A 21,367-nucleotide genomic window follows, 5' to 3' on the forward strand; every position below is an offset into this window, starting at 1 on the left:
GCGGGTACCGGGCCGCAGGTGCATTATTGGGTCAGAGCCGTTTTGCTGCCGTCCGCATGCCACTCGTAGACCACGAAGTTGAAGTCCTTCAGGTCTCCTTTCTCGTCAAAGGCCAGCTGGCCGGTAGGGGTGTCGAAGGTGTTGCTGCGCAGGGCCTCGGCGACCTTGGCCGGGTCGTCGCTGCCGGCCAGGCGGATGCCGTCGGCAATGACCTGGACCGCCGCATAGGAGGGGAACACGAAGGGACCGCTGGGATCCTGCTTGCGCTTCTTGAAGGCTTCCACCAGATGGGCGTTGGCCGGGTCCTCGTCAAAGGCCTTGGGCAGGGTCACCAGCATGCCCTCGGCGGCATCGCCGGCAATGGCGCTGATGTCACTGTTGCCCACGCCTTCGGGGCCCATGAAGGGAATATTGAGTCCCTGTTCACGCGCCTGGCGCAGGATCAGGCCCAGTTCCGGGTGATATCCGCCGAAATAGGCGAAGTCCACGCCGGACTGGCGCAGCCGGGCGATCAGCGAGGAGAAGTTCTTGTCGCCGGCGGTTACGCCGTCGAAGATCGGCACCTCGATGCCGGCTTCCTGCAGCACGTCGCGCACGGCAGTGGCGATGCCTTCACCGTACTGCTGCTTGTCATGGATGACCGCGACCTTCTGCGGCTTGACCTGCTCGACGATGTACTTGCCGGCGGTCGGGCCCTGCAGACTGTCCAGACCTATGGTGCGGAATACCAGCTGGTAGCCGCGGGCGGTGATGTCCGGGCTGGTGGCCGCAGGGGTGACCATGAGGATGCCCTCGTCCTCGTAGATGTCGGTCGCCGGCTGGGTGGAGCTGGAGCACAGGTGGCCGACCACGAAGCTGATGCCCTCGTTGACGATGCGGTTGGCCACCGCCACCGCCTGCTTGGGATCACAGGCGTCATCGAATACCACGCCCTCGAGCTGCCGGCCGTCCACGCCGCCGGCCTTGTTGATCATGTCGATGGCCATGTTGGCGCCGGTGAACTGCATATCGCCATATTGGGCCACCGGACCTGTGACCGGGCCCGCCAGTGCAATCCTGATGTTGTCTGCGGCCAGGGTCAGGCTGCTGACTCCGGCAAGCGCAGTGACCGCGACGAACTGGAAAAGAACCTTCCGATGTGTCTTTTTCATAGCATATGCCTGTGATGTTATTGGAGTTGTATCCGGAACTGTAGCGGAGCCATGGGCGGAGGGCCAGTCCCCTGCCTGCAACTCGCGGTACGCTTGTGCAATACCCTGCGCGTTTCGGGCTCGCGCCCCGACCCGGCATCCCTGACTAGGCGTCCCCACCCGGTGGCGGTACCATGCCGGCCCATGCAACCAGAGGAAACCCCATGACCATGCCCAATGAAACCTACGCCGCCATCGTCGGCGCCACCGCCCGCATCGACTGGAAAGACCTGGAGCCGCATTTCGCCCGGGGCGAGTTGCTGGAGGTGGACGCCAGCCTGGATCTGGTGGAGGTGGCCCAGGCGCTGATCGACGACAACAGTGCGGCGGTGAAGGGCTGGATGCAGCAGAACCTGCTGACCAGTCTGGCTGACGCCCGGGCGGCGGACTGGCATCAGCGCGACCCCGACACCCTGTGGGCCGTGGTGATCCGCCCCTGGGTCCTGGTGCAGGAGCGAGCCGCAGGCAGCGCAAAATAACCGCGATTGTTGCCGCTCGATCAAGCGCGGACATAGCGCTGGCGGGTCACCGCGGCGCACGGCATGCTCGCCGGGTTGCTTCCATCACTCTCGACAGGAGAACTCGGACATGCAGGAATTCAGGAACAAGGTAGCTGTGATCACCGGCGGCGGCAGTGGGCTGGGTCGCGAACTGGCGCTGTGCTGCGCTGCGCGGGGCATGAAGCTGGTACTGGGCGATGTGGACGAGGCCGGCATGCAGGAGACTCTGCGACTGGTCGAACAGGCCCACCCGGGAACCGAGTCGGCCACCATGCGCCTGGATGTTTCCAGGCTGGAGCAGGTAGAGGAGCTGGCGGCCCTGTGCCGCAGCCGTTTCGGTGGTGCCCACCTGGTGTTCAACAATGCCGGCGTCAGCGTCAACGGCCCGATCTGGCAGAACACCGTGGACGACTGGGACTGGGTGCTGGGCGTCAACCTCTACGGTGTGGTCTGGGGCGTCAAGGCGTTCACCCCCATGCTGATCGAGCAGAACGAAGGACACATCATCAATACCGCCTCCGCTGCGGGCTGGCTGAACGGTCCCAGCAGTGGCATCTACAACGTCAGCAAGACCTCCGTGGTGGCCATCTCCGAGACCCTGGCGCTGGATCTGCGTGATGCCGGTGCCAATGTCGGCGTGACCGTGCTGTGCCCGGCGTTCTTCCCCACCGGCATTCACATGTCCGACCGCAACCGCCCGGCAGACAAGGCCGACACCGCAGAAAAGACCGAGATTGCCCTCAAGCGCGCGGCCGCCCTCAAGTATGCCGTGGAGCACGGCCGCATCCCCGCGTCCGACATCGCCGAGATGACCCTCAAGGCCGTGGAGAAGGATCAGTTCTATGTGTTCCCGCATCGCAAGATCAAGCAGCTGATCAAGCTGCGGGCCGAGGCGGCAGACCGGGAGCAGGGCGTGTTCGATTCGCTCAATCCCGAAGCCTGAGAAAACGCGGGTGCAGATAATCTGCACTCGAGCGGGAACCGGGGGTCAGAAATTGGGATGTCCTCAACAATGGAGAAAAACCCATGCGACTGATCTACCTTGGTATCCCGCTCATGGCGGTCATGCTGGCTGCCTGTGGCGACGACGAGCGTGATGATCGGGTACACGAAGAGCCCATCCCGACCACCACCGATGAGTACAACACCACGCCCGGCTCAGCCCCCATGGACACACCCCCGGCCAATGGCACCGGCGGCAGCATGGGTTCAGGCAACTCGCCGGGGACAGGGACCTCCACCCAGCCGGGCATGGATGGTCAGACTGCTCCCGGTACCGGCACTGGTACTGGCACCGGCACTACCGGCTCCGGCTCGGGTACGGGCACCAGTACTCAGTAATCAGGCCGTCCTGCGCAGCCGGGGCGCTTGCGTCCCGGCCGACAGGAACCCTTCTGCCGCCTGGGCCACCGCGTCACAGGCGGCTTCGTTTTCCAGCTCCAGAAAGTGCCCCGCCTGGCGGATGGTGACGTACTCCGAGCTGCGCACCAGATCGGCAAAGTGCAGCGCGTCCGTGGGTGTGGTGTGCTCGTCCAGCTCCCCGTTGATGAACAGCAGGGGTACATCCACCTGGCTGGCGCAGACCATGAAGCGCTCGGCTCCCAGGGTGGTCAGTTCGCGGATCTGATGCAGCATCTGAGCATACTCGAGCATATCCAGAGAGGCCACATGGCGGAAATTGCAGCGCCTGGCTGCCGGCGGCAGATACCGGCCGAGGGTGTCATTCACCAGCTGCGCCATGCGCTGACGGTCACAGGTGGCGAGATATTCGGTACCCCGTTCCAGATAGGCGAGCATGGCCGGATTGAGTATGGGTGAGAAGGAGCTGAATATGGCTCGCTCGATCGTTGCCGGACGTTGTGCCAGTGCCCGCAGGCTGGTCACGCCGCCCCAGGAGAAGGCCATCAGCTGATCCGCCTCGAAATGCTCGATCAGATCAAGCACCACCTGCGCCTCATCGCGCATGTCCAGCACCTGCATGTCGGGATTGAGCGATCGGGATTCGCCGCAGTAGGGCTGGTCGAAGGTGACGACATTGCAATGCCGGGCAAGAAACCCCAGCGCGCGGTTGAATGACTGACTGGTGGACAGCGAACCGTGTACCAGCAGCAGGGTGCTGTCACTGTGCGGGTGGGCGTGAAAGCGCACCTGGACCCGCAGGTCGCCGTGCACACGCACCACCATCTTGTCTGAATACATGTCGCTACTCCTGGAAGATGTATCGCCGGTATCAAGTAGAACCCAGCCCGATTACAGACTCGTTTCACCGCCCCCCGTTCCACATAAGTGTCCGCAGCCGCAGCGTTACACCTGCTGATACGAATCAAGGGGAAGATGGCGCGCAAAAGTCGGTCAAATGGCGTAGGCTCAGATGGAGTCCTGAATGACGAGGAGAGTTCCATGCAGATACAGGTCTACAGTGATAACCGCATCGAAAACAGCAGCAAGCTCGTGGAATGGGCCAGCGGCGCAGCGCAGGCCAAGCTCCAGCGTTTTGACCAGGAGCTGACCCGAGTCACGCTGCATATCACTGACGAGAACGGCGAGAAGGCCGGCGCCCAGGACAAGCGCTGCCAGATCGAGGCACGGGCCCGGGGGCTGCAGCCCATTTCCGTCACCCACAAGTCCGACACCATCCGCATCGCCGTCGATGGCGCCCTGGACAAGCTGCATGCCGCGCTCACCAGCCAGCTGGGCAAGCTGCGTGATCGACGGGCTGCCACAACCGCAGCCGATCCCGGCGAGGGTGCCCGTCAGGAGGCCCTGATGGAAGAGGATTACGGTGGCGAACCGGAGTCCGACCAGTAACCCTCCCCCGCGCACCCGTCTGCGGGGATGGGTGCGCCAACCAGTTGCAGCGGATTTCGATGGCTGACGGACCGCCTTCGAAGACCCTGCGCCGGCCCAACCTGATGGCGCAGTATTGTCAGTATGTGGACTGATAAGGAGGCCGACTGCTCATAATGCCGACTCGCTCACAGCGAGACGGGGCACGATAGGGAATAATGCCCGGGCCGTAGTTCGCTGTAACGGCAACACCGTTACTGAACAAGGACCTGCGGATGTTTTCCCCCGCCAATGAAGCCCACTTCACCCTGGACCTGCCCGGCCTCGAGCACGACTTCCGGGTGCTTTCCTTCCGCGCTCACGAAGCCATCAGCCAGTGCTACCGCATCGAACTGCAGCTGGTCAGTGACCAGCCGGACCTGGATCTGGAGGCCCTGCTGCAGCGCAATGCCTGGCTGGGTATTCAGCATGGCGAAGGCGAGGGCACCGGCCTGCACGGTCTGATCCACCACGCCGCCATCGGTGAGGCCGGCAAGCGCCTGACCCGCTACCGCCTGGAGCTGGTACCCCACCTGCATTACCTGGGCCTGCGCCACAATCAGCGCATCTTCCAGCACCTGACGGTGCCCCAGATCATCAGCCGGGTACTGGCCGATCACGGTATCCAGAGCGATGCCTACAGCTTCCAGCTCGGTGTTGACTATCCCGAGCGCGACTACTGCACCCAGTACGACGAGACCGACCTGCACTTCATCCAGCGTCTGTGCGAGGAAGAGGGCATCCACTACCACTTCCGCCACAGCCCGGACGGCCATCACCTGGTGTTCGGCGACGACCAGACGGTGTTCCCGCGCCTGGCGCCCACCGGCTTTGATCAGGGCAACGGCATGGTCGCCGATGAGCCGGTGATCAAGCGCTTCGGCGTCCGCCTGGAAACCCGCACCAGCCGCGTTACCCGCCGCGACTACGATCACCAGAAGGCCCGCCTGCTGCTGGAAAGCCAGGCCCGCGGTGAACAGCTCCCCGACCTGGAAGACTACGACTACCCCGGCCGCTTCACCGACCGCAGCCGCGGCAAGCACCTGGCCCAGCGTAGCCTCGAACGCCACCGCAGCGACTACCGCCAGGCCACCGGCCACAGCGACCAACCAACCCTGCGCAGCGGCCACTTCCTCGAACTGCAAGACCACCCGAGAGACAGCTGGAACGACCTCTGGCTGATCACCGCCATCCACCACGAAGGCAAGCAGCCGCAGGTTCTTGAAGAGTCCATAACCAGCGCAGAATCGGCGGGCACCGATTTTTCCCCCTCTCCCCAACCCATTACTCGCCCCTCCGGGGCTCGCCCTTCGGGCCAGCCTTCGGCTGTTCTGCGCTACGCTTGTCCCGCGAGGGGAGAGGAGGAAGCAGCCTTCACCCAAGGCTACCGCAACCACTTCACCGCCACCCCCTGGAACACCCCCCACCGCCCAGCCCTGCGCCACCCCAAAGCCCGCGTGCTGGGCCAGCAGACCGCGGTAGTCACCGGCCCCGCAGGAGAAGAAATCCACTGCGACGAGCAGGGCCGCATCAAGGTCCAGTTCCACTGGGACCGCGAAGGCCAGGCCGACGCCCACACCAGTTGCTGGCTGCGGGTGGCCAGCAGCTGGGCCGGCAACCACTGGGGCAGCGTCACCATCCCGCGCATCGGCATGGAAGTGCTGGTCAGTTTTCTGGAAGGCGACCCGGACCAGCCCCTGGTCAGTGGCTGTCTGTACAACAGCGCCCACCCGGTGCCCTGTGAGCTGCCGGAACACAAGACCCGCAGCCTGTTCAAGAGCCTGAGCAGCCCCGGCGGCAACGGCTTCAACGAACTGCGCATCGAGGACAAGGCTGGCGAGGAGCAGATCTTCATCCACGCCCAGCGCGACTGGGATCAGAACATCCAGCACGACCAGCGCATCCGCGTCGGCAACGAGCGCCACGAACGCATCGAAGCCAATCGCCACACCGAGAACCTGGCCGAAGAACATCACAGCACTCACGGTGACCGAAAAACCGAGATCAAGGCCGACGACCACCTGACCATCGCGGGCAACCAGCACATTAAGCTGGGCCAGGGCCAGTTCATCGAGGCCGGAGAGGAAATCCACTACTACGCCGGGGACAAAGTGGTGATCGACGCCGGCATGGAGCTGACCGCCAAAGGCGGCGGCTCCTTCCTCAAACTCGACCCCAGCGGAGTCACCCTGAGCGGCCCCGGTATTCGGATCAACTCCGGTGGTGCGGCTGGGCGGGGTTCGGGATTCGGCATCTTGCGCCCAAGCATTCCCGGAGCCGTCGAGCCGGTTGTGTCTGGCGCCGTAATGCTGGCAGCCCAACCCAACGACCTTTCCCGCCTGAAAGCAGCAGCCAGAGATAACCTGCTACTGGCCAGCCAATGTCATCGCCAGCCAGATGGCCACTGCCCATTGGAGGCTTGCCCATGCCGGAGCGCTTGAACACGCAGCGAGCTATGGCTCCCGGCTATTCGGATGACTGCTACCTGTTGCTTGATGGCTTGGCTATGGATGTGCCCGTTACGGCTTTCTCTCTCGATGAGCGTCCAAAGATCGAACCGCTGTTTCGTGGTACCCGGCACGCTGAAGTCATCGAAGCCAGCCCCTGGCTGGTCAAATCCATGGCTGGTGGACAGCTGCTGAGTTCTCCCGAAGTCTGGCAACGGCATGGAGTGGTACTGTATTCAGCCGTTGGCAAAGACATCCTCGCACAGCATCTGCGTAGCCTGATCAGCGTCCGGCTACCGTCCCAGCAATTGGCCTACTGCCGCTTTTACGCTCCAGACTGGACCGCTCGGCTGTTCAACTCCATGCACCCTGAGGAATTTCAAGCCTGGTCAGGGCCGATCTCGAAATGGCTGATCCATAGCGATGATTCGTGGACAGCCTATACCTGCGACAGCACCGGACAGCCGAAGGATGTAAATGACGAAGGTTGGTACATGCTACGTGAAGAGCAGCTGGCGCAGTGGCAAGCCGAAGAACAGCAACGTTTCATTGACCGAGCTATGCATTATCTCGGCTGCAAATCATACCGGGCAGATTTCGCTGTCCAGCGCGAGCGCATAACCCGTCTGATCCAGCAGGCCCAGAGCTATGGGTTCACACTTGAACATCAGGCTCTGCAATACCTGGAACTGGCCTGGCGCTTCCCACATGAACTCAGCGCTCAGCAATGGACAGGCTATCTGGCTGACCACAGCCACACCGCTGACCAACGTCTGCAATTTGCAGAGCAGCAACTCTTTGGCCTGAGCAAGGACGTCTAACCATGGAGTACATCGTCAAATCCGGAGACAGCCTCAGCCTTATCGCGCGCTCCAACAGTACAACGGTGGCAACGCTGATGCGCCTTAACCCCGAGATCGAAGATGCCAACCGCATCTATCCACAACAGAGCATCCGCCTACCTGGCTCTGGCAACACACGGCAAACCAGAGCCATTGGCCAGATCGCCGACTGCAGCGAATGCGCCGATGAGTATGTCGATCTGCTGCATCAGGCCGATGAGGCTGTTTTCATACCGTTGACCGTCGAGCATCAACGTGAAATCCAACAGGAAGAAGCCATTCTTGAACAGCTTATCCAGCAGTTTCATGCTGCGATGGACGGCATGGAAGACAGCATTCAGAACTTCAAAGATGACTTTATTGAACGCCTTGAACAGGAACGCATCATTGATCTGGCCAAACCTGCCGAGCCTCTGCAACTGACCGAAATACGCCGTCTGATGGGTAACCGACATTATGCCTATGTGCGCAAGGACTCAGGCTGGCGTCGGCACCGCAGCTACAGCATAGATGCTCAGGACAGAGCACGGGCTAAAGGCTGGTATGACCCCGCCAGCGGTAAAGTTGACGGCAGCAAGTTGCTAGACACCATAGCCGAAGATCTGCGTACCCCCTCACTCAAGGCCAGCCTGACCTTGCATGAGAGCTTTACCGACTGGTGTCTGCTCGAATGGCAAAGCGACCCAGCTCGCTGGACACCTATCGAAGGTATGCCCCCCATTGTCGCCGGTGCGCAGGCCCAGGCCATGCGCTATGCCATGGGCGCCAGCTTGCAGGCTGGCTATGACCCCAGAGCCATGAATGCACACATCGCAGCCAAAGCCAGTGCCAGCGCCAGCCTGATCGAAGGTAAGGCCTATGCCGAATGCGCCTGGCCAGCCGAGGAAGACAGTGAATGGATCATTCGCTATCGCGATGAATACGGCACGTTGCAGGGTGCGTCGCTAGGTAGATTCCGCGCCCGGGTCAAGGCCGAACTGGTCGGCTTTGCCGGCGCCAGCGCTTTGCTCAGTGCCAATGTGCACATAGCCATGGATGGAGGCATTCCGCAGCTACGGGGAACAGGGCAGTCAAATCGAAATCGTCGCAATGACGACCCGGCCTCCGCAGAAGCCAGCGCTTTCGTCGGCGTACGTGCCGATGGCAATCTTGAAGGCAGTATCGAATGGCAGGACACCCTGGCAACCCGGCCACAATGGACCGCCCTGTGCACACTCGGCTGCGGTGCCGGCGCAGCCCTGGGTTTGGGCGCAGAAGCGCGCCTGCGAATCAAATGGAGCGACAGAACGCACAAGTTTTACTTCAACGTGCATGCAGGGCTGGTGGTCGGTGCTGGCGCCTCGGGCGAGCTAGGGACGGAGGTCGATGCTGGCGCCTTCGCAGCCATGGTCAGGTGCGTTTACAACGCCTTGCTGGCAGTAGATTTTCACAAAGTTGAAGAAATAGACATAGAGGCCTTCAATCAACTGACTCATTTTGCTGTGCTGGGAGTTCTGCAAGGCGTTGGCTATGCCACTAGAGTGATAAATTATGGCAACAGTACAGCTCAGCAAGCAGCAGAAGATATTAAACGCCTTATTGCGAGACATAGAACCGCACTACAACGGGAGGAACTGGCCCTAACCACTGCAAGAAATATCCTTTCAGATCTAACTAGCAGTGATAACAGTTGGCTGAAGTACAGCCCTCCCGAGGTCAGAGGGCGCCTGCTGGATATCCTCTGTTTCGACTATGGCCCTACCTTCTGGGATCGCTACACCCTGGGTTACAACACCCGTGAACAAGCCATACTCAGCCTGCTCGAGATCAGCCAGTGCTGGCGTGATTACGAAGAAACCGTTACTCGCATCAATCCGACTGGTGACAAGGGCAACTATACCGCCAATCGCGATCGCCTGCGCAGCCTGATGCGGCTATTTCCAAGCCTGCAAATCGAGCGTATTGAAGCTCGACTGCAAGGTACGCGCGCCACCCCCAACCAGCCGGTACAACTAGCGCGACATGTTCAACTGACAGGAACACATTATGCGTAATCGTTCTGCTATTGCCGCATTGCTTTGCAGTGCCACGCTACTTTATGGCTGCCAGGAAAGTTCGCGGGCCGCTAAAGCGCTTGACCTGCAACCACGTATTGCCGAACTGGCCAGCCGCACCATAAACAACCTGGTCTTTATCGAAGGCGGCACTTTTATCATGGGTGACTTTGGCGCTATCGGCGAGGATGGCGTATGGCGGCCCTATTTCCCGCCGACCATCGAAGAGGACCGCCCCCATGAAGTCACCCTGTCCGACTACTCGCTGAGTCAACACAAAACAACCTGGGGGGATTTCGATACCTACCTATTGACCAACGGCATTGAGGTTTTTGAACGCAACTACCAGGACAAATGGGCGAGGGAGCCGTTCGAAAAAGACCCTGCCAACGAGTTCTTTATCGATAAACCTGCCCTGGTGACTTGGCAAGAAGCCAAGGACTACTGCCAATGGCTGGGTGCCCAAACCGACCTGCCGCTGGACCTGCCCACCTCTGCCCAGTGGGAGTTTGCCGCACGCAACCGCGGCAGTCAGGAATGGATTTTTTCCACCCATGATGGGAAAGAGACCAGTTCTGATATGAAGTGGTACATGCACGACACAGGCGAATATGTCCCGGTAGGCAGCCGCCTGCCAGTCAACCCCCTCGGCCTCTACGACATGGCTGACAATGGCAAGGAATGGGTCAACGACTGGTTTTCCGAAACCTGGTATAGGGAGAACCCCAAAGTCACTGACCCGCAAGGCCCTGACGAAGGTACGCAAAAAATTGTACGCAACCTCGACTTCAGTTTTTCTCGTATTGGCGCCCCCGAGTCCATCCCAAGCACCTTTAATGATGAGTGGACGCTGATTATTACCAATACCTTCCGCTGCGCCCTGCAAAGCTCGTCGCCCCCATAGCAGGCAGAACCATGAAACCTGCCCCCCTGCTGACACTGGTTGTTGGACAGGTAGCTGATAGCCTTACCCAGCGCACTGTGCGGTGTGATGTGCGGCTGGGTCTTGTCCAGCCAGCTTTTCAGCGGTTGCAGGTGGTCATTACACCTGACCCCTTTTCCCGACAATTCAGCGGAAAATGTACCTGACCCCTTTTTGCTTTTCGCGTAGGCGTCGCCGTGCCTGGTCTTGTTAGGGCCTTTGAATAGGGATAGCATGACCGTATCGCCACTCGCGGAGGCACCATGGCTACGGAAACATTAAACCACCTACGCTCCCAGATTTCGACTCTCTCCAGGTCAGAACGTGCAGGGCTGGCTCGGGAGCTGATAATGAGCCTGGACGGCCCCTGTGACGATTCGGTTGAACAGGCTTGGAATGATGAAATTATTCGCCGGGTGTCCAAGGTCAAAAGCGGAAAAGCCACGCTGCTCAGCCGTGAAGAGTTTCGATCAAAGATGAGAGCGAGGTTAGGCCAGTAACAGTGCGAACGGTAAGGATACTGGAAGAGGCCTCGCAGGAAGCGATAGAGGCAGCAGCGTGGTATGAATATGAACAGCCTGGACTCGGGGCCGAGTTTTTTGCCGCTGTTGATGCAGCTATCGATGTTATTGAAGAAAACTTCCTCCCTTTATCACCTCCCCCCGAAGAAGTCGGCAATACTGGCGTAAGACGCCTGATTCTGGAGCGCTTCCCGTACGATATAGTCGCCATTGAGCTACCAGAAGAGACTGTAGTCATTGCCGTTGCTCACCACTCCCGAAAACCTGGCTATTGGCTGGAACGCAGTAAGCCCTGACGCCCGCACGCATTTGCAAAAATGTACCCGACCCTTTTTTGCTTCGCGAAGGCGAAGGATCTACCAGCTACGCCGAGTCAGCCGGCCCCCGTCATCCTCGGCCTGCGCCGAGGATGACGGGGTTGAGGGAGGGCGATGGGGTAGGGTGCTTGCAGCACTGAAAATGCGAAAATGTACCTGACCCCTTTTCGCCCCGGCATTGCTCTATCGGATCGATCAGCCGGCGTCCAGTGAGCTTTTCAGTATGACCATGCGGCGTTTGATACCAAACGCTTACTCCAACCTGCTGCAGATCAACCGCTTCGGCCCGCAGGATGTCGCCTTCGGCTACCAGGGCGGCAGCCTGGTCGGTACCCGGTTTCAACGACGCGACCCGGAAAACCCCGACTGGCAGCCCCCGCAGAGCTATCACCTGATCGCCGAGACCGGCGCGCATGGTGCGGTGCCGCCGGTGTCCTTCGAGATGAAGGTGCATGATATCGATGGCGAGTTTCCTCCCTTCGAGCAGGGCGAGGCGGAGTTCAAACAGATTCTGGACACTTTTCGGCCCTTGCCAGATGGACGGCGGGATGGTGAAGAAGCGCACGATGCAGACGATCAGGGTCTGAACGATAGACGGGCCGATTTTCTGTTGTAGTAGGGACATTACAGCTCCCTGCTGATTGTTATACGTCAATGTGAAAGGTTGCTGAATGATTATGCCGTCAGTGTGATATTGAAGAGGGGCATGGCGTCCCCCTCCCCCCGGAGGAGCGCCCGCCCCGGGTGCGAACCGCTCTCCCTGGAAACACCGGCATCACCGGCGTGGCCCAAATTCGCACCCGGGGCGTGTGCTCCTTGTATGTTACGCAGAGATCAACTGATAAGGTTGCTCACCAGTTATCGGGGAGGCCGTATGCTCCTGGAGGCAGCTTGGACTGACCTCGTCCGTAGAGTGGCTCCCCGCCTCATTACCAACCTCGAAGAGTATCCGGAAGCTGGCTTGGCCAGACTTCGCATGACAAGGTCGAGGCGGTATCAAGTACGAGGTCGGGGAACCGGTAACTATTGTGACCGAAAATCTGCCGAGGGAGAACTCACGTGACCATTGCTGTTGGAATCGATATTGCTGCCAAGACATTCGACATGGTCATCCGCCGCTCCGGAAAGCCGAGCAAGCCGAGCACTTTCAAACAAACCCCGGCAGGTCATGCCGCCGTAATCAAGCAGCTGAAGAAGCTCAAGCCCCGGAGCATTGTGATGGAGGCTACGGGCATCTACTACCTTGATCTGGCGGTAGCCATCGCTGAAGCGGGGTTGCCGGTCAGTGTCATCAATCCGAAGAGCTTCCGCCATTTCTGCGCACTCAAGCTCAATGGCACCAAAACCGATGGTGTAGATGCTGCCTTGCTGGCCGAGTATGGGGAGCGCATGGCTCCTCGCCTGTGGACTCCGCCGCGCGACCTCTACCTCAAGCTGCGCGATGTAGGCCGTCAGATTAACCGCCTGACCCATAGTCGCACTCAAGCCAAGAATCGCCTGCACGCCCTGACCTCTACCCACATGACCCTTGCGCTGTTGATTGAGGATGAGCAAGAAGCGATCACCATGCTGGATCGCCGAATCGATAGGTTGACCCAGGCTGCCCTGGAGCTGATTGAACAGGATCAGACACTCTCCCGACACATGCAGAACCTGTGTGCTGCCAAGGGTGTGGGACAGGCTACGGCTATTGCCGTACTGGCAGAGCTGATGGTGTTGCCTGACAGCCTCAAGGCGCCGCAAGTCAGCCGTTACGCTGGGCTGGACATACGCCTGACGCAGTCAGGTAGCAGCGTCAATCGCCCAGCCCGCTTAAGCAAGGCAGGCAACGCATACCTGAGATCCGCACTGTATATGCCTGCTATGTGCGCTGTGAGGCACGACCCCAGGGCAAAGGCGTTCTATGACGCGCTGGTGTCTCGCGGCAAGAAAAAGATGCAAGCCCAATGTGCTGTGATGAGAAAATATCTGACAGGAATGTGGGCGTGCATCAAAGACGAAACCGCCTTCGACTCTTCACAATTGTTCAGTGAGGAGCACATGAAAGCTTGACCTTTAACAGAGTATCTACGACAACAAGCCAGGGTCCGCCCAGGCTGTAGTCGGATCGTCCCTGTTCGCCCCCACGTTGTTACAGGTGCACCAGCTGCCCACCCCGCTGCCAGCGTAATGCGCAGTACCTCATATCAGCCAAACAAGCCAAATCGCCCTAAAGCTTTCGCTGACAAGCCCGATATCCCGGGTATCGGCAAGGCGCTGCGAAGACTGTCAACCCGTCCGGAAAAATTTTTCCGGAAAAGATTAAAGCTCCTGGCCAGTACGCCGATAAAGGGATTGAACGCGAACATTATGGGTGCCTGGGGATGACCGGCCCATTGGTCGCTAGCTCAGGCAAACATCAATTTGGACCAAGTGGAGAACTACCATGGCCCTGACAGTAAACAGCAACATTGCTTCCCTGAACGCTCAGCGCAACCTGAGTGGTTCTACCAACGCCCTGTCCACCTCCCTGGAGCGTCTGTCTTCCGGTTCGCGCATCAACAGCGCGAAGGACGACGCGGCGGGTCTGCAGATTTCCAACCGTCTGACCAGCCAGATCAATGGTCTGAACGTGGCAGTGAAAAACGCCAATGACGGTATTTCCATTGCTCAGACCGCCGAAGGTGCTCTGCAGGAGTCCACCAATATCCTGCAGCGTATGCGTGACTTGGCTCTGCAAGCAGCTAACGGTTCCAATGGTCAGTCTGAGCGTGACGCGCTGAATTCCGAGGTAACCCAGCTGAAGAAAGAGCTGGATCGTATTAGCAATACAACTACCTTCGGTGGCGAAAAGCTGCTGGATGGTAGCTTTGGTACCAAGGGCTTCCAAGTTGGTTCTGCTGCTAACGAAATTATCAGTGTTGGCATCGACGAGGTAAGCTCGAAGTCCATGGCTGGCAACTTCTTTACTCAAGCGTTAGGCAGCGTCACCGTTCCTAATGCGGAGGATGCTGTTGATGGTGTTGCAGAGTTGACTGTCACAGTTGATGGGAAAGATCCGGTGGTTCTTAGTGTTGAGCTGAAAGCTACTGACACTGCTGAGCAGGCCGAAGACAAGTTCGCTGCTGCATTGAATGATGCGAACCTGGGGTTCAGTGTACAAAAAGACGAAAATGGAGCATGGACCATACTGTCCGGGGCAAAAGGTGATGATCCGGATGCTAGTGCAGTTACATCTATTGAGTTTGCTGAAGGTACTGCCACTGGCGTCACCTTCACTGATATAGACGGTACTGCTGCGACACGAGCCGCTGTCACAGAAAACCGGGTGAAAGATATAGATATCTCCAACGCCTTGGGCGCTCAATCTGCAATTATGGTCATCGACGATGCAATGAAGGCAATTGATAGCCAGCGTGCAAGCCTTGGTGCGATCCAGAATCGCTTCGACTCGACTATCAATAACCTGCAGAATATTGCCGAAAACGCCTCTGCTTCCCGTGCTCGTATCATGGATACTGACTACGCAGCCGAGTCTGCCAACCTGGCCAAGAACCAGATCATGCAGCAGGCGGGTACTGCCATGCTGGCCCAGGCCAACCAGTTGCCGCAAGCGGTCCTCAGCCTGCTGGGCTAAGGTAAGCTAGCGGTATGACTGGCGGGGGAAGGGGTGACTCTTCTCCCGCCTTGTCCTGTTCGGAGGAAAAACCATGGATATGGGATCTCTCGGCAGCAGGGGTAATGTCGGGATAAGCGCTCCGGCTTCCAGAACACAAGATATTGCGGATACACGACCGGCCCAGGCAGATGCCAGGCAGGCCGAGTTGTTGCAGAACAAGGGCACGTCCGAGCCGAATCGTGAGCAGGTGCTGGCGGCGGTAACGGACATGCAGGACTTTGTGCAGGCGACCCATCACAACATCCAGTTCCAGCTGGATGAGGACAGCGGGCGCATGCTGGTAAAGGTAACCGAGCGGGATACCGGCGAGGTGATTCGCCAGATTCCCTCGGAAGAGGCGGTGCGACTGGCGGAAAGTCTGTCCGAGATCCGCAGTCTGTTGTTCAGTGCCGAGGCTTGAGATTGGCGGGCGGGTGCGAGTATGGGTCTTCGCACCGGGGGCGGTGCTCCTACAGGGCTGCGGTAATCTACTGGCAGCTGTGGAGTGGGAAGGCCTGCTTTGGCACGGTACATGCTTGATACGTTGGAGTATTCACTTTCAGCAAGCGATGCGTCAATAAACGGACGCAGAGGGTAGGATTATGGCAATCACCGGTATCGGTTCGGGCATGGATGTCAACGGCATGGTCAAGGCGCTGCTCAATGCAGAGGCCGCGCCCAAGACCGCCCAGCTTGATCGTCTGGAGAAGACCACCACGACCAAGGTGTCGGCCCTGGGGCAGTTCAAGAGTGCGCTGTCGACCTTCCAGGAAGCCCTCGGCAAGCTGAATGATCCGGCGCTGTTCGAGAAGCGCAGCGCGACTACCAGCAATGCCGATATTGTTGGCATCACTGCTGGCGCCAAGGCTGTCCCCGGCAACTACAACGTGCAGGTGTTCAACCTCGCGCAGAGCAGCAAGGTAGCACTGGCCGGCGTCGACAACGCCGAGGACCCGCTGGGCAGCGGTACGCTGACCATCCATATCGGCGAGGATTCGCTGGATATTGATGTGATCGACGCCAACCTCACTGATATTCGCGATGCCATCAATGCGGCCGGCAAGGATAAAGGGCTGAGCGCGACCATTGTCACCGACCCCAGTGGCGCGGGTGGCTCCAGGCTGATCCTGAGCTCGGACAAGTCCGGTACCGGTAACGATATCAGCGTCGAGGTGTCCGGCGCCGCCCCGGGCGGCCTGAGCGACTTGGCATTCACACCGTCCTCTGGCACCGATGCCGACTTCCAGCCCACGCCGGTTGACCCGGCGAACCCCCGTGCCGCCCGTGTGATCAGCTATTCCCGCGATGCCAGTTTCGCTATTGACGGCATCCAGTTGAACAGCGCCAGCGACACCGTGACGGATGCCATCGAAGGAGTAACCCTTACTCTGAAGAAGGCCCAGACCGCCGAGGCGCTGGAGAATGCCGAGACGGTCAATCTGGGCGTCAGTCAGGACAAGGCGGGCGTGCGCAAGTCGATCACCGATTTTGTCGATGCGTATAACAAGATGCTCGACACCGTCAATTCACTGACCAGCGTGGTCTCCGTAGGTGGTGATGACGGGGAGCCGCTGGCGGCGGCGCTGGTGGGGGACTCGTCGGTGCGGTCGTTCATGAACGCCATGCGTACCGAGCTGGGCACGTCGTCCGCTGGGGAGGGTATCCGCATACTGGCGGACCTGGGGATCAGCACCCAGCGTGACGGCAAACTGGCGGTGGACGACACCAAGCTGGACAACGCGCTGGATACCAACCTGGAGCAGGTCAACGTTTTCTTTACCGGCGAACGGGGGCTGATGGCCCGCATGGAAGCCAAGATAGAACCCTACACTCAGAGCGGCGGCATTCTCGAAAATCGCACCAAGGCGCTGCAGAACACCCTGTCGGGTGTGGATGAGCAGCGCGAGACTCTCGCCAGTCGACTGACCAAGCTGGAGTCGCGCCTGTTCGCCCAGTTCAACGCCATGGACGCGCTGGTATCGCAGATGAGCAGCACCAGCTCCTTCCTGACTGCCCAACTCGACAGCCTGCCCGGCGTCGTTCGCAAGGATAAGAAGTAGATGAAAAGCCCCATCGATACCTACAAGCAGGTCAATCTGGCTCAGGAAGTGTCCCAGTACCGGGCGGTGCAATTGCTGCTGGCCGGCGCCATTGAGCGTCTGAAGCTGGCTCGGCATGCGCAGGCTACCGGCAACCCCGAGCGGCGTGGTACGGCGGTGAGCAGTACCATCAGCATCATCGGTGCGCTGCAGGCGTCGCTGGACAAGGAGCTGGGCGGGGAGATTGCCGAGAACCTGGACAGCCTGTACGACTACATGACCCGCAAGCTGGCGGGGGTGGCGCTGGATGATACGCCGCGGTCGCTGGAAGAGGTGCAGAGCCTGCTGGAGGAGATCAAGGAAGGCTGGGATGCGATCGAGCCCAGATAGCGCTGGTTTTGGAGTGGTGGTGATGATTTAGCGAACCCCGGCTTTGGCTGGGGTTTGTTGTTTTTGGATTGACGGCAGCGCTCAAGACCTTCCGCTGCGAGCTCTGTGATGATTACTTGTGACACTCTGGTATCTGTTTTTCGTCATCGGTGCCCCAGGTATTCAACCAGGTGCGCACTTCCTGTCCGGACAGGTGGCGACCTGTTTCCTGGTAGGACTGCCAGGACGCCAGGGCTTCCTGCTTGAAGCGCTCACGGGCCTCTTCACGCTCAACGTACTGTTCGATTGCTTCCTGAATGATGCCTTGGGGTGAGCGGTGTCGCTGATTGGCAAGCTGATGGACGCGGCTTTTCAGCGTGTCGTCAATCTTGATGGATGTTGCCATTGGGAGCCCCTTATCAAATGGAAATACTGGGTGATCTTGATGTTCCCGCATTTCATTATCGTCCAGGGCGATGTGGATGTCGATGAAGTTCAGATTCGTAAAGGATTACAGAGGTGGTGGAATATGGACAGGGGCAATGTGGCAGGGTGTGATGGGTTGGCAGGTTGATTCTGTCGGCGAGCGGGGGCTCGCCAGCGCTGAAGATGCTCCAGCTTTCCCCGCTGGAGCGTCATCCATGCTGCCGGAATCAGATCCGGCAGCCATTCCCCGGATTGGCTTCGATGATGGCTTTGTCCGCTTCGTCGGTGATGCCATCGTGGTTGAAGTCGTACCAGCTGGAGGCGCCGCCGCCCTGGTTGGGGTCGGCCCAGTAGGCCCACTCGTCCAGGTCGGTCTGGTCCACGCGTCCGTCGCCGTTGCCATCGCCGGGGCACGGGGTGTTGCTGGCCAGCAGGGTAGTGAGCTGGTCGCGCAGGCTCTGGTAGTTGGCCTGCTGTTCGGCGGTCAGGCTGTTGCCCGCGAGCAGACCGGCAGGTTGATCTTCCACGCGCCGGTGTAATGGCGTCGGGGGCTGGAATCCGAACCTGAGCTGGAGCCGAATTTGCAGCCGCTGAGGGCGAGCAGGCCGAGGGTGGCCAGTAGAAGGGGGCGAGTACGCATGGCATATCCTCGTCGGTACTGCGGATGCTTTATTATTGGATGCTTGCAGTTGGCTATCACGCAAAGATGGTCGTCGATGGCGCACAGGGCAACCAAAAAAAGCCCTTCAGGTTTCCCCGGAGCTGCCGATAGCGACATCAGGTGCAACAGTTATCGGGATTGAGTGTCATATGAATGCCTATGCAATGAAGCAGTACCAGACCGTCAGTGTTCACGCCCAGGTAAGCGAGGCGGATCCGCATCGGTTGATCCAGATGCTGATGGAGGGTGGTCTGCAGCGCCTGGCCCAGGCCAAGGGGGCGATGGAGTACGGCAATGTCGCGCTCAAGGGTGAATTGATCGGCAAGGCCATGGGCATCATCGGTGGCCTGCGTGATGCGTTGGACAAGGATAAAGGTGGCGAAATAGCATCCAATCTGGATAATCTGTACGCCTTCATGCAACAGCGCCTGAGTCAGGCTAATCTGCAGAATGATCCGGCCATGCTCGACGAGGTGGCGGGGCTGTTGCGCGAGATCAAGCAGGGTTGGGACGGTATCCGTCATTCCTGATCCGGGGAGTTGGAATCATGGCCGTTGCGGTAGAACAATTGCAGGATACCCACAGGGCGCTGATCGCTGCCGTGCAGGCGGGGGATTGGCAGCAGGTGGGCGAGCTCGATCATCTGTGCCGCACCCTGGTGCAGCAGGCCATGGCCGACCCTCAGCGCAATGAGGCGGAGCTGGCCGAGGTGCTGGGATCCCTGTCGGCCACCTACCGAGAGGTGATCGGTCTCTGTCAGGCGGTACAGGGCAAGCTGGCCGAAGAGCTGCAGGCGGTGCAGCGCAGCAAGCAGGGCGCCAAGGTCTATCAGATGTTCAGCTGAGCGGTCGCTCGGCTGAAGACTGCACAGCGCGGGCCGCGATGACATCCCCAATTCTTGAAAGTTCCCCTTGAAATTGATATTTCGGACAGGCTGCACCTGAAAAGTGCGCCAAGTATTTGACTCGGGTCTCCTTTCTCACTAAGTTGTCCGTTAGTTTTCGTGTTTATGGCGTAACGCCATCACTGCGCCAGTTACCGCGTGTCAAAGGACCTGTTCCCCGCTATGCCGCCAGATAGTTATGTCCTGCTTGTTGATGATTGTCCCCAGAGCCGTCATGACCTTCGCCTGATCCTGGAATTCCTGGGGGAAGAGCCGTTTCCCGTCGCCTCGACCGACTGGCAGGCGCTGGTGGAGAAGCAGATTGGCTCCAGTGCGGCCGTCAAGTGCGTGATCATCGGCGAGTGCGACTCACCCGGTGGTCTTGCCAGTCTGGTTGAACAACTGGATGCCTGGGATGCCCATGTGCCTGTGGTGGTGATAGGTCGCGACCGGGTCGTCGGCTGGCCGGATTACATGCGTCAGCGCCTGCTGTCCACCGCCGAGCTGCCGCTGACCTACAACCAGCTGCTGGACATCCTCCACCGGGCTCAGGTCTACCGCGAGGTGTTTGACGAGGGGCTGCGCAAGCATCAGCGCGAGCCCAACCTGTTCCGCAGCCTGGTCGGCACCAGTCGGGCGATCCAATCTGTGCGCCAGATGATGAAGCAGGTGGCCGATACCGAGGCGACGGTACTCATCCTCGGTGATTCGGGTACCGGCAAGGAAGTGGTTGCCCGCAACCTGCACTACCATTCAAGGCGCAAGGATGCCCCCTTCGTTCCGGTGAACTGTGGTGCGATTCCTGCCGAGTTGCTGGAAAGCGAGCTGTTCGGGCACGAGAAGGGCGCCTTCACCGGCGCCATCACCAGCCGCGCCGGGCGTTTCGAGCTGGCGGCCGGCGGCACCCTGTTTCTGGACGAGATCGGCGATATGCCGATGAACATGCAGGTCAAGTTGCTGCGGGTGCTGCAGGAGCGCACCTTCGAACGGGTGGGCAGCAACAAGCCGCAGCAGGCGGATGTGCGGGTGATTGCCGCCACCCACAAGAATCTGGAAGAGATGATCGCCCGCGGCGAGTTCCGCGAAGACCTGTTCTACCGGCTGCATGTATTCCCCATCGAGATGCCGCCCCTGCGCGAACGCATCGAGGACCTGCCGCTGCTGCTCAACGAGCTGATCACCCGGCTGGAAAAGGAAAAGCGCGGCTCCATCCGCTTCAGCAGCGCGGCCATCATGTCCCTGTGCAAGCACCCCTGGCCGGGCAACGTACGGGAACTGGCCAACCTGGTGGAGCGCATGGCGATCATGCATCCGCATGGGGTCATCGGTGTGGGCGAGCTGCCGCGCAAGTTCCGCTATGTGGATGATGACAACGAGGATCTGCGCCAGCTGCAGCAGGAGCAGGATGATAACGCCTGGCGCCCTCCGCTCGCTGGCTTCAGCCGCTCCGTGGGGCTGCCGCCGGAAGGGCTGGACCTGCGTGAACACCTGGCCGAACTGGAGCAGTCGCTGATCCAGCAGGCACTGGACGATGCCAACTTCGTCGTGGCCCGCGCCGCCGAGCGCCTGCGTATCCGTCGTACCACCCTGGTGGAGAAGATGCGCAAGTACGGCATGAGCCGGGATGCCGAGACGACGGTCAGTCGCGAAGCGTCAGAAGACTGACAGCTGTGTTTTGCTGATTTGTCGTAAGTCGTTGATTTAATTATTGTTTGTTGGGGTGGTACGGAAATTGTATTGATGCTTCCGGAAGT

The 21,367-nt window shown here is 59.7% G+C and carries 23 protein-coding genes; 19 read left to right on the forward strand and 4 right to left on the reverse strand.

Annotated elements, in window-relative coordinates; genetic code table 11:
- Nucleotides 1-23 precede the first annotated feature (23 nt).
- Nucleotides 24-1,151: a branched-chain amino acid ABC transporter substrate-binding protein gene (locus VF673_RS11475; RefSeq protein WP_440292031.1), complete on the reverse strand. Its 1,128-nt coding sequence runs from the start codon at nucleotides 1,149-1,151 to the stop codon at nucleotides 24-26.
- 203 nt (nucleotides 1,152-1,354) lie between these two features.
- Here VF673_RS11475 and VF673_RS11480 point away from each other — a divergent pair, with 203 nt between their 5' ends.
- From VF673_RS11480 to VF673_RS11490, 3 genes are all read left to right on the forward strand, one after another.
- Entirely contained in the window at nucleotides 1,355-1,669 is a 315-nt protein-coding gene (locus VF673_RS11480; RefSeq protein WP_440292032.1) for a DUF2288 domain-containing protein, read from the forward strand.
- 109 nt (nucleotides 1,670-1,778) lie between these two features.
- A complete protein-coding gene (locus VF673_RS11485; protein WP_273125154.1) occupies nucleotides 1,779-2,633 on the forward strand; it encodes an SDR family NAD(P)-dependent oxidoreductase in 855 nt (284 codons plus the stop codon).
- 83 nt (nucleotides 2,634-2,716) lie between these two features.
- Entirely contained in the window at nucleotides 2,717-3,031 is a 315-nt protein-coding gene (locus VF673_RS11490) for a hypothetical protein (RefSeq protein ID WP_440292033.1), read from the forward strand.
- Here the strand turns inward: VF673_RS11490 and VF673_RS11495 are convergent, their stop codons facing one another.
- The gene (locus tag VF673_RS11495; RefSeq protein ID WP_440292034.1) at nucleotides 3,032-3,889 is read right to left on the reverse strand and encodes an alpha/beta fold hydrolase; all 858 of its coding nucleotides are present in this window, start codon (nucleotides 3,887-3,889) and stop codon (nucleotides 3,032-3,034) included.
- A gap of 201 nt (nucleotides 3,890-4,090) precedes the next feature.
- On the opposite strand from VF673_RS11495, the gene VF673_RS11500 reads away from it, so the two are divergent.
- The 13 genes from VF673_RS11500 to fliS (VF673_RS11560) all read left to right on the forward strand — a co-directional run bounded on the left by VF673_RS11500 (nucleotide 4,091) and on the right by fliS (VF673_RS11560) (nucleotide 17,664).
- Nucleotides 4,091-4,498: an HPF/RaiA family ribosome-associated protein gene (locus VF673_RS11500; RefSeq protein ID WP_090536822.1), complete on the forward strand. Its 408-nt coding sequence runs from the start codon at nucleotides 4,091-4,093 to the stop codon at nucleotides 4,496-4,498.
- 254 nt (nucleotides 4,499-4,752) lie between these two features.
- Complete coding sequence (tssI, locus tag VF673_RS11505) at nucleotides 4,753-6,957, forward strand: type VI secretion system tip protein TssI/VgrG (RefSeq protein ID WP_440292035.1); 2,205 nt, start codon at nucleotides 4,753-4,755, stop codon at nucleotides 6,955-6,957.
- Nucleotides 6,942-7,784: a DUF4123 domain-containing protein gene (locus VF673_RS11510; protein ID WP_440292036.1), complete on the forward strand. Its 843-nt coding sequence runs from the start codon at nucleotides 6,942-6,944 to the stop codon at nucleotides 7,782-7,784. The genes tssI and VF673_RS11510 overlap by 16 nt, the downstream gene beginning before the upstream one ends.
- A gap of 2 nt (nucleotides 7,785-7,786) precedes the next feature.
- Nucleotides 7,787-9,838: a LysM peptidoglycan-binding domain-containing protein gene (locus VF673_RS11515; protein ID WP_440292037.1), complete on the forward strand. Its 2,052-nt coding sequence runs from the start codon at nucleotides 7,787-7,789 to the stop codon at nucleotides 9,836-9,838.
- Nucleotides 9,831-10,742, forward strand: coding sequence for a formylglycine-generating enzyme family protein (locus tag VF673_RS11520; RefSeq protein WP_440292038.1), 912 nt, complete (start codon nucleotides 9,831-9,833; stop codon nucleotides 10,740-10,742). Before VF673_RS11515 ends, VF673_RS11520 begins: the two co-directional genes overlap by 8 nt.
- A 281-nt stretch (nucleotides 10,743-11,023) precedes the next feature.
- The gene (locus VF673_RS11525; protein WP_440292039.1) at nucleotides 11,024-11,260 is read left to right on the forward strand and encodes an addiction module protein; all 237 of its coding nucleotides are present in this window, start codon (nucleotides 11,024-11,026) and stop codon (nucleotides 11,258-11,260) included.
- Between the two features lie 2 nt (nucleotides 11,261-11,262).
- The gene (locus VF673_RS11530) at nucleotides 11,263-11,577 is read left to right on the forward strand and encodes a type II toxin-antitoxin system RelE/ParE family toxin (RefSeq protein WP_440292040.1); all 315 of its coding nucleotides are present in this window, start codon (nucleotides 11,263-11,265) and stop codon (nucleotides 11,575-11,577) included.
- A 244-nt stretch (nucleotides 11,578-11,821) separates the two neighbouring features.
- Nucleotides 11,822-12,214, forward strand: a complete 393-nt coding sequence (locus VF673_RS11535) for a hypothetical protein (protein ID WP_440292041.1) — start codon at nucleotides 11,822-11,824, stop codon at nucleotides 12,212-12,214.
- A gap of 443 nt (nucleotides 12,215-12,657) precedes the next feature.
- On the forward strand, nucleotides 12,658-13,650 hold the full coding sequence (locus VF673_RS11540; RefSeq protein ID WP_440292042.1) for an IS110 family transposase: 993 nt from the start codon (nucleotides 12,658-12,660) through the stop codon (nucleotides 13,648-13,650).
- A 373-nt stretch (nucleotides 13,651-14,023) separates the two neighbouring features.
- Complete coding sequence (locus tag VF673_RS11545; RefSeq protein ID WP_440292043.1) at nucleotides 14,024-15,214, forward strand: flagellin; 1,191 nt, start codon at nucleotides 14,024-14,026, stop codon at nucleotides 15,212-15,214.
- A gap of 79 nt (nucleotides 15,215-15,293) precedes the next feature.
- Nucleotides 15,294-15,656, forward strand: a complete 363-nt coding sequence (locus VF673_RS11550; RefSeq protein WP_440292065.1) for a flagellar protein FlaG — start codon at nucleotides 15,294-15,296, stop codon at nucleotides 15,654-15,656.
- Between the two features lie 181 nt (nucleotides 15,657-15,837).
- A complete protein-coding gene (gene fliD, locus VF673_RS11555) occupies nucleotides 15,838-17,295 on the forward strand; it encodes a flagellar filament capping protein FliD (protein ID WP_440292044.1) in 1,458 nt (485 codons plus the stop codon).
- Nucleotides 17,296-17,664 carry a flagellar export chaperone FliS gene (gene fliS, locus VF673_RS11560; protein ID WP_440292045.1) on the forward strand — a complete coding sequence of 123 codons (369 nt, stop codon included), beginning with the start codon at nucleotides 17,296-17,298 and terminating at the stop codon, nucleotides 17,662-17,664.
- A gap of 112 nt (nucleotides 17,665-17,776) precedes the next feature.
- Here the strand turns inward: fliS (VF673_RS11560) and VF673_RS11565 are convergent, their stop codons facing one another.
- The gene (locus VF673_RS11565) at nucleotides 17,777-18,049 is read right to left on the reverse strand and encodes a CopG family ribbon-helix-helix protein (protein ID WP_036988786.1); all 273 of its coding nucleotides are present in this window, start codon (nucleotides 18,047-18,049) and stop codon (nucleotides 17,777-17,779) included.
- Between the two features lie 247 nt (nucleotides 18,050-18,296).
- Nucleotides 18,297-18,596 (reverse strand): hypothetical protein, encoded by a 300-nt coding sequence (locus VF673_RS11570; protein ID WP_440292046.1) that lies wholly within the window; start codon nucleotides 18,594-18,596, stop codon nucleotides 18,297-18,299.
- Between the two features lie 283 nt (nucleotides 18,597-18,879).
- On the opposite strand from VF673_RS11570, the gene fliS (VF673_RS11575) reads away from it, so the two are divergent.
- The 3 genes from fliS (VF673_RS11575) to VF673_RS11585 all read left to right on the forward strand — a co-directional run bounded on the left by fliS (VF673_RS11575) (nucleotide 18,880) and on the right by VF673_RS11585 (nucleotide 21,278).
- Entirely contained in the window at nucleotides 18,880-19,260 is a 381-nt protein-coding gene (gene fliS / locus VF673_RS11575; RefSeq protein ID WP_440292047.1) for a flagellar export chaperone FliS, read from the forward strand.
- A gap of 17 nt (nucleotides 19,261-19,277) precedes the next feature.
- A complete protein-coding gene (gene fliT / locus VF673_RS11580) occupies nucleotides 19,278-19,574 on the forward strand; it encodes a flagellar protein FliT (RefSeq protein WP_177197894.1) in 297 nt (98 codons plus the stop codon).
- Between the two features lie 222 nt (nucleotides 19,575-19,796).
- Entirely contained in the window at nucleotides 19,797-21,278 is a 1,482-nt protein-coding gene (locus VF673_RS11585) for a sigma-54 dependent transcriptional regulator (protein WP_440292048.1), read from the forward strand.
- The last annotated feature ends 89 nt before the right edge of the window (nucleotides 21,279-21,367 follow it).

Source organism: Halopseudomonas sp. Lyrl_26 (genome assembly GCF_051948695.1).
In the GTDB taxonomy this organism is placed as follows: Bacteria; Pseudomonadota; Gammaproteobacteria; order Pseudomonadales; family Pseudomonadaceae; genus Halopseudomonas; species Halopseudomonas formosensis.

Coding starts and splice junctions, on each gene's coding strand:
- fliS (WP_440292045.1), top strand. CDS start 17,296: ATGAAAAGCCCCATCGATACCTACAAGCAGGTCAATCTGGCTCAGGAA.
- VF673_RS11545 (WP_440292043.1), top strand. CDS start 14,024: ATGGCCCTGACAGTAAACAGCAACATTGCTTCCCTGAACGCTCAGCGC.
- VF673_RS11565 (WP_036988786.1), bottom strand. CDS start 18,049: ATGGCAACATCCATCAAGATTGACGACACGCTGAAAAGCCGCGTCCAT.
- VF673_RS11510 (WP_440292036.1), top strand. CDS start 6,942: ATGCCGGAGCGCTTGAACACGCAGCGAGCTATGGCTCCCGGCTATTCG.
- fliD (WP_440292044.1), top strand. CDS start 15,838: ATGGCAATCACCGGTATCGGTTCGGGCATGGATGTCAACGGCATGGTC.
- VF673_RS11495 (WP_440292034.1), bottom strand. CDS start 3,889: ATGTATTCAGACAAGATGGTGGTGCGTGTGCACGGCGACCTGCGGGTC.
- VF673_RS11480 (WP_440292032.1), top strand. CDS start 1,355: ATGACCATGCCCAATGAAACCTACGCCGCCATCGTCGGCGCCACCGCC.
- VF673_RS11485 (WP_273125154.1), top strand. CDS start 1,779: ATGCAGGAATTCAGGAACAAGGTAGCTGTGATCACCGGCGGCGGCAGT.
- VF673_RS11520 (WP_440292038.1), top strand. CDS start 9,831: ATGCGTAATCGTTCTGCTATTGCCGCATTGCTTTGCAGTGCCACGCTA.
- VF673_RS11515 (WP_440292037.1), top strand. CDS start 7,787: ATGGAGTACATCGTCAAATCCGGAGACAGCCTCAGCCTTATCGCGCGC.
- VF673_RS11585 (WP_440292048.1), top strand. CDS start 19,797: ATGCCGCCAGATAGTTATGTCCTGCTTGTTGATGATTGTCCCCAGAGC.
- fliS (WP_440292047.1), top strand. CDS start 18,880: ATGAATGCCTATGCAATGAAGCAGTACCAGACCGTCAGTGTTCACGCC.
- VF673_RS11535 (WP_440292041.1), top strand. CDS start 11,822: ATGACCATGCGGCGTTTGATACCAAACGCTTACTCCAACCTGCTGCAG.
- VF673_RS11525 (WP_440292039.1), top strand. CDS start 11,024: ATGGCTACGGAAACATTAAACCACCTACGCTCCCAGATTTCGACTCTC.
- VF673_RS11550 (WP_440292065.1), top strand. CDS start 15,294: ATGGGATCTCTCGGCAGCAGGGGTAATGTCGGGATAAGCGCTCCGGCT.
- VF673_RS11490 (WP_440292033.1), top strand. CDS start 2,717: ATGCGACTGATCTACCTTGGTATCCCGCTCATGGCGGTCATGCTGGCT.
- fliT (WP_177197894.1), top strand. CDS start 19,278: ATGGCCGTTGCGGTAGAACAATTGCAGGATACCCACAGGGCGCTGATC.
- VF673_RS11475 (WP_440292031.1), bottom strand. CDS start 1,151: ATGAAAAAGACACATCGGAAGGTTCTTTTCCAGTTCGTCGCGGTCACT.
- VF673_RS11500 (WP_090536822.1), top strand. CDS start 4,091: ATGCAGATACAGGTCTACAGTGATAACCGCATCGAAAACAGCAGCAAG.
- tssI (WP_440292035.1), top strand. CDS start 4,753: ATGTTTTCCCCCGCCAATGAAGCCCACTTCACCCTGGACCTGCCCGGC.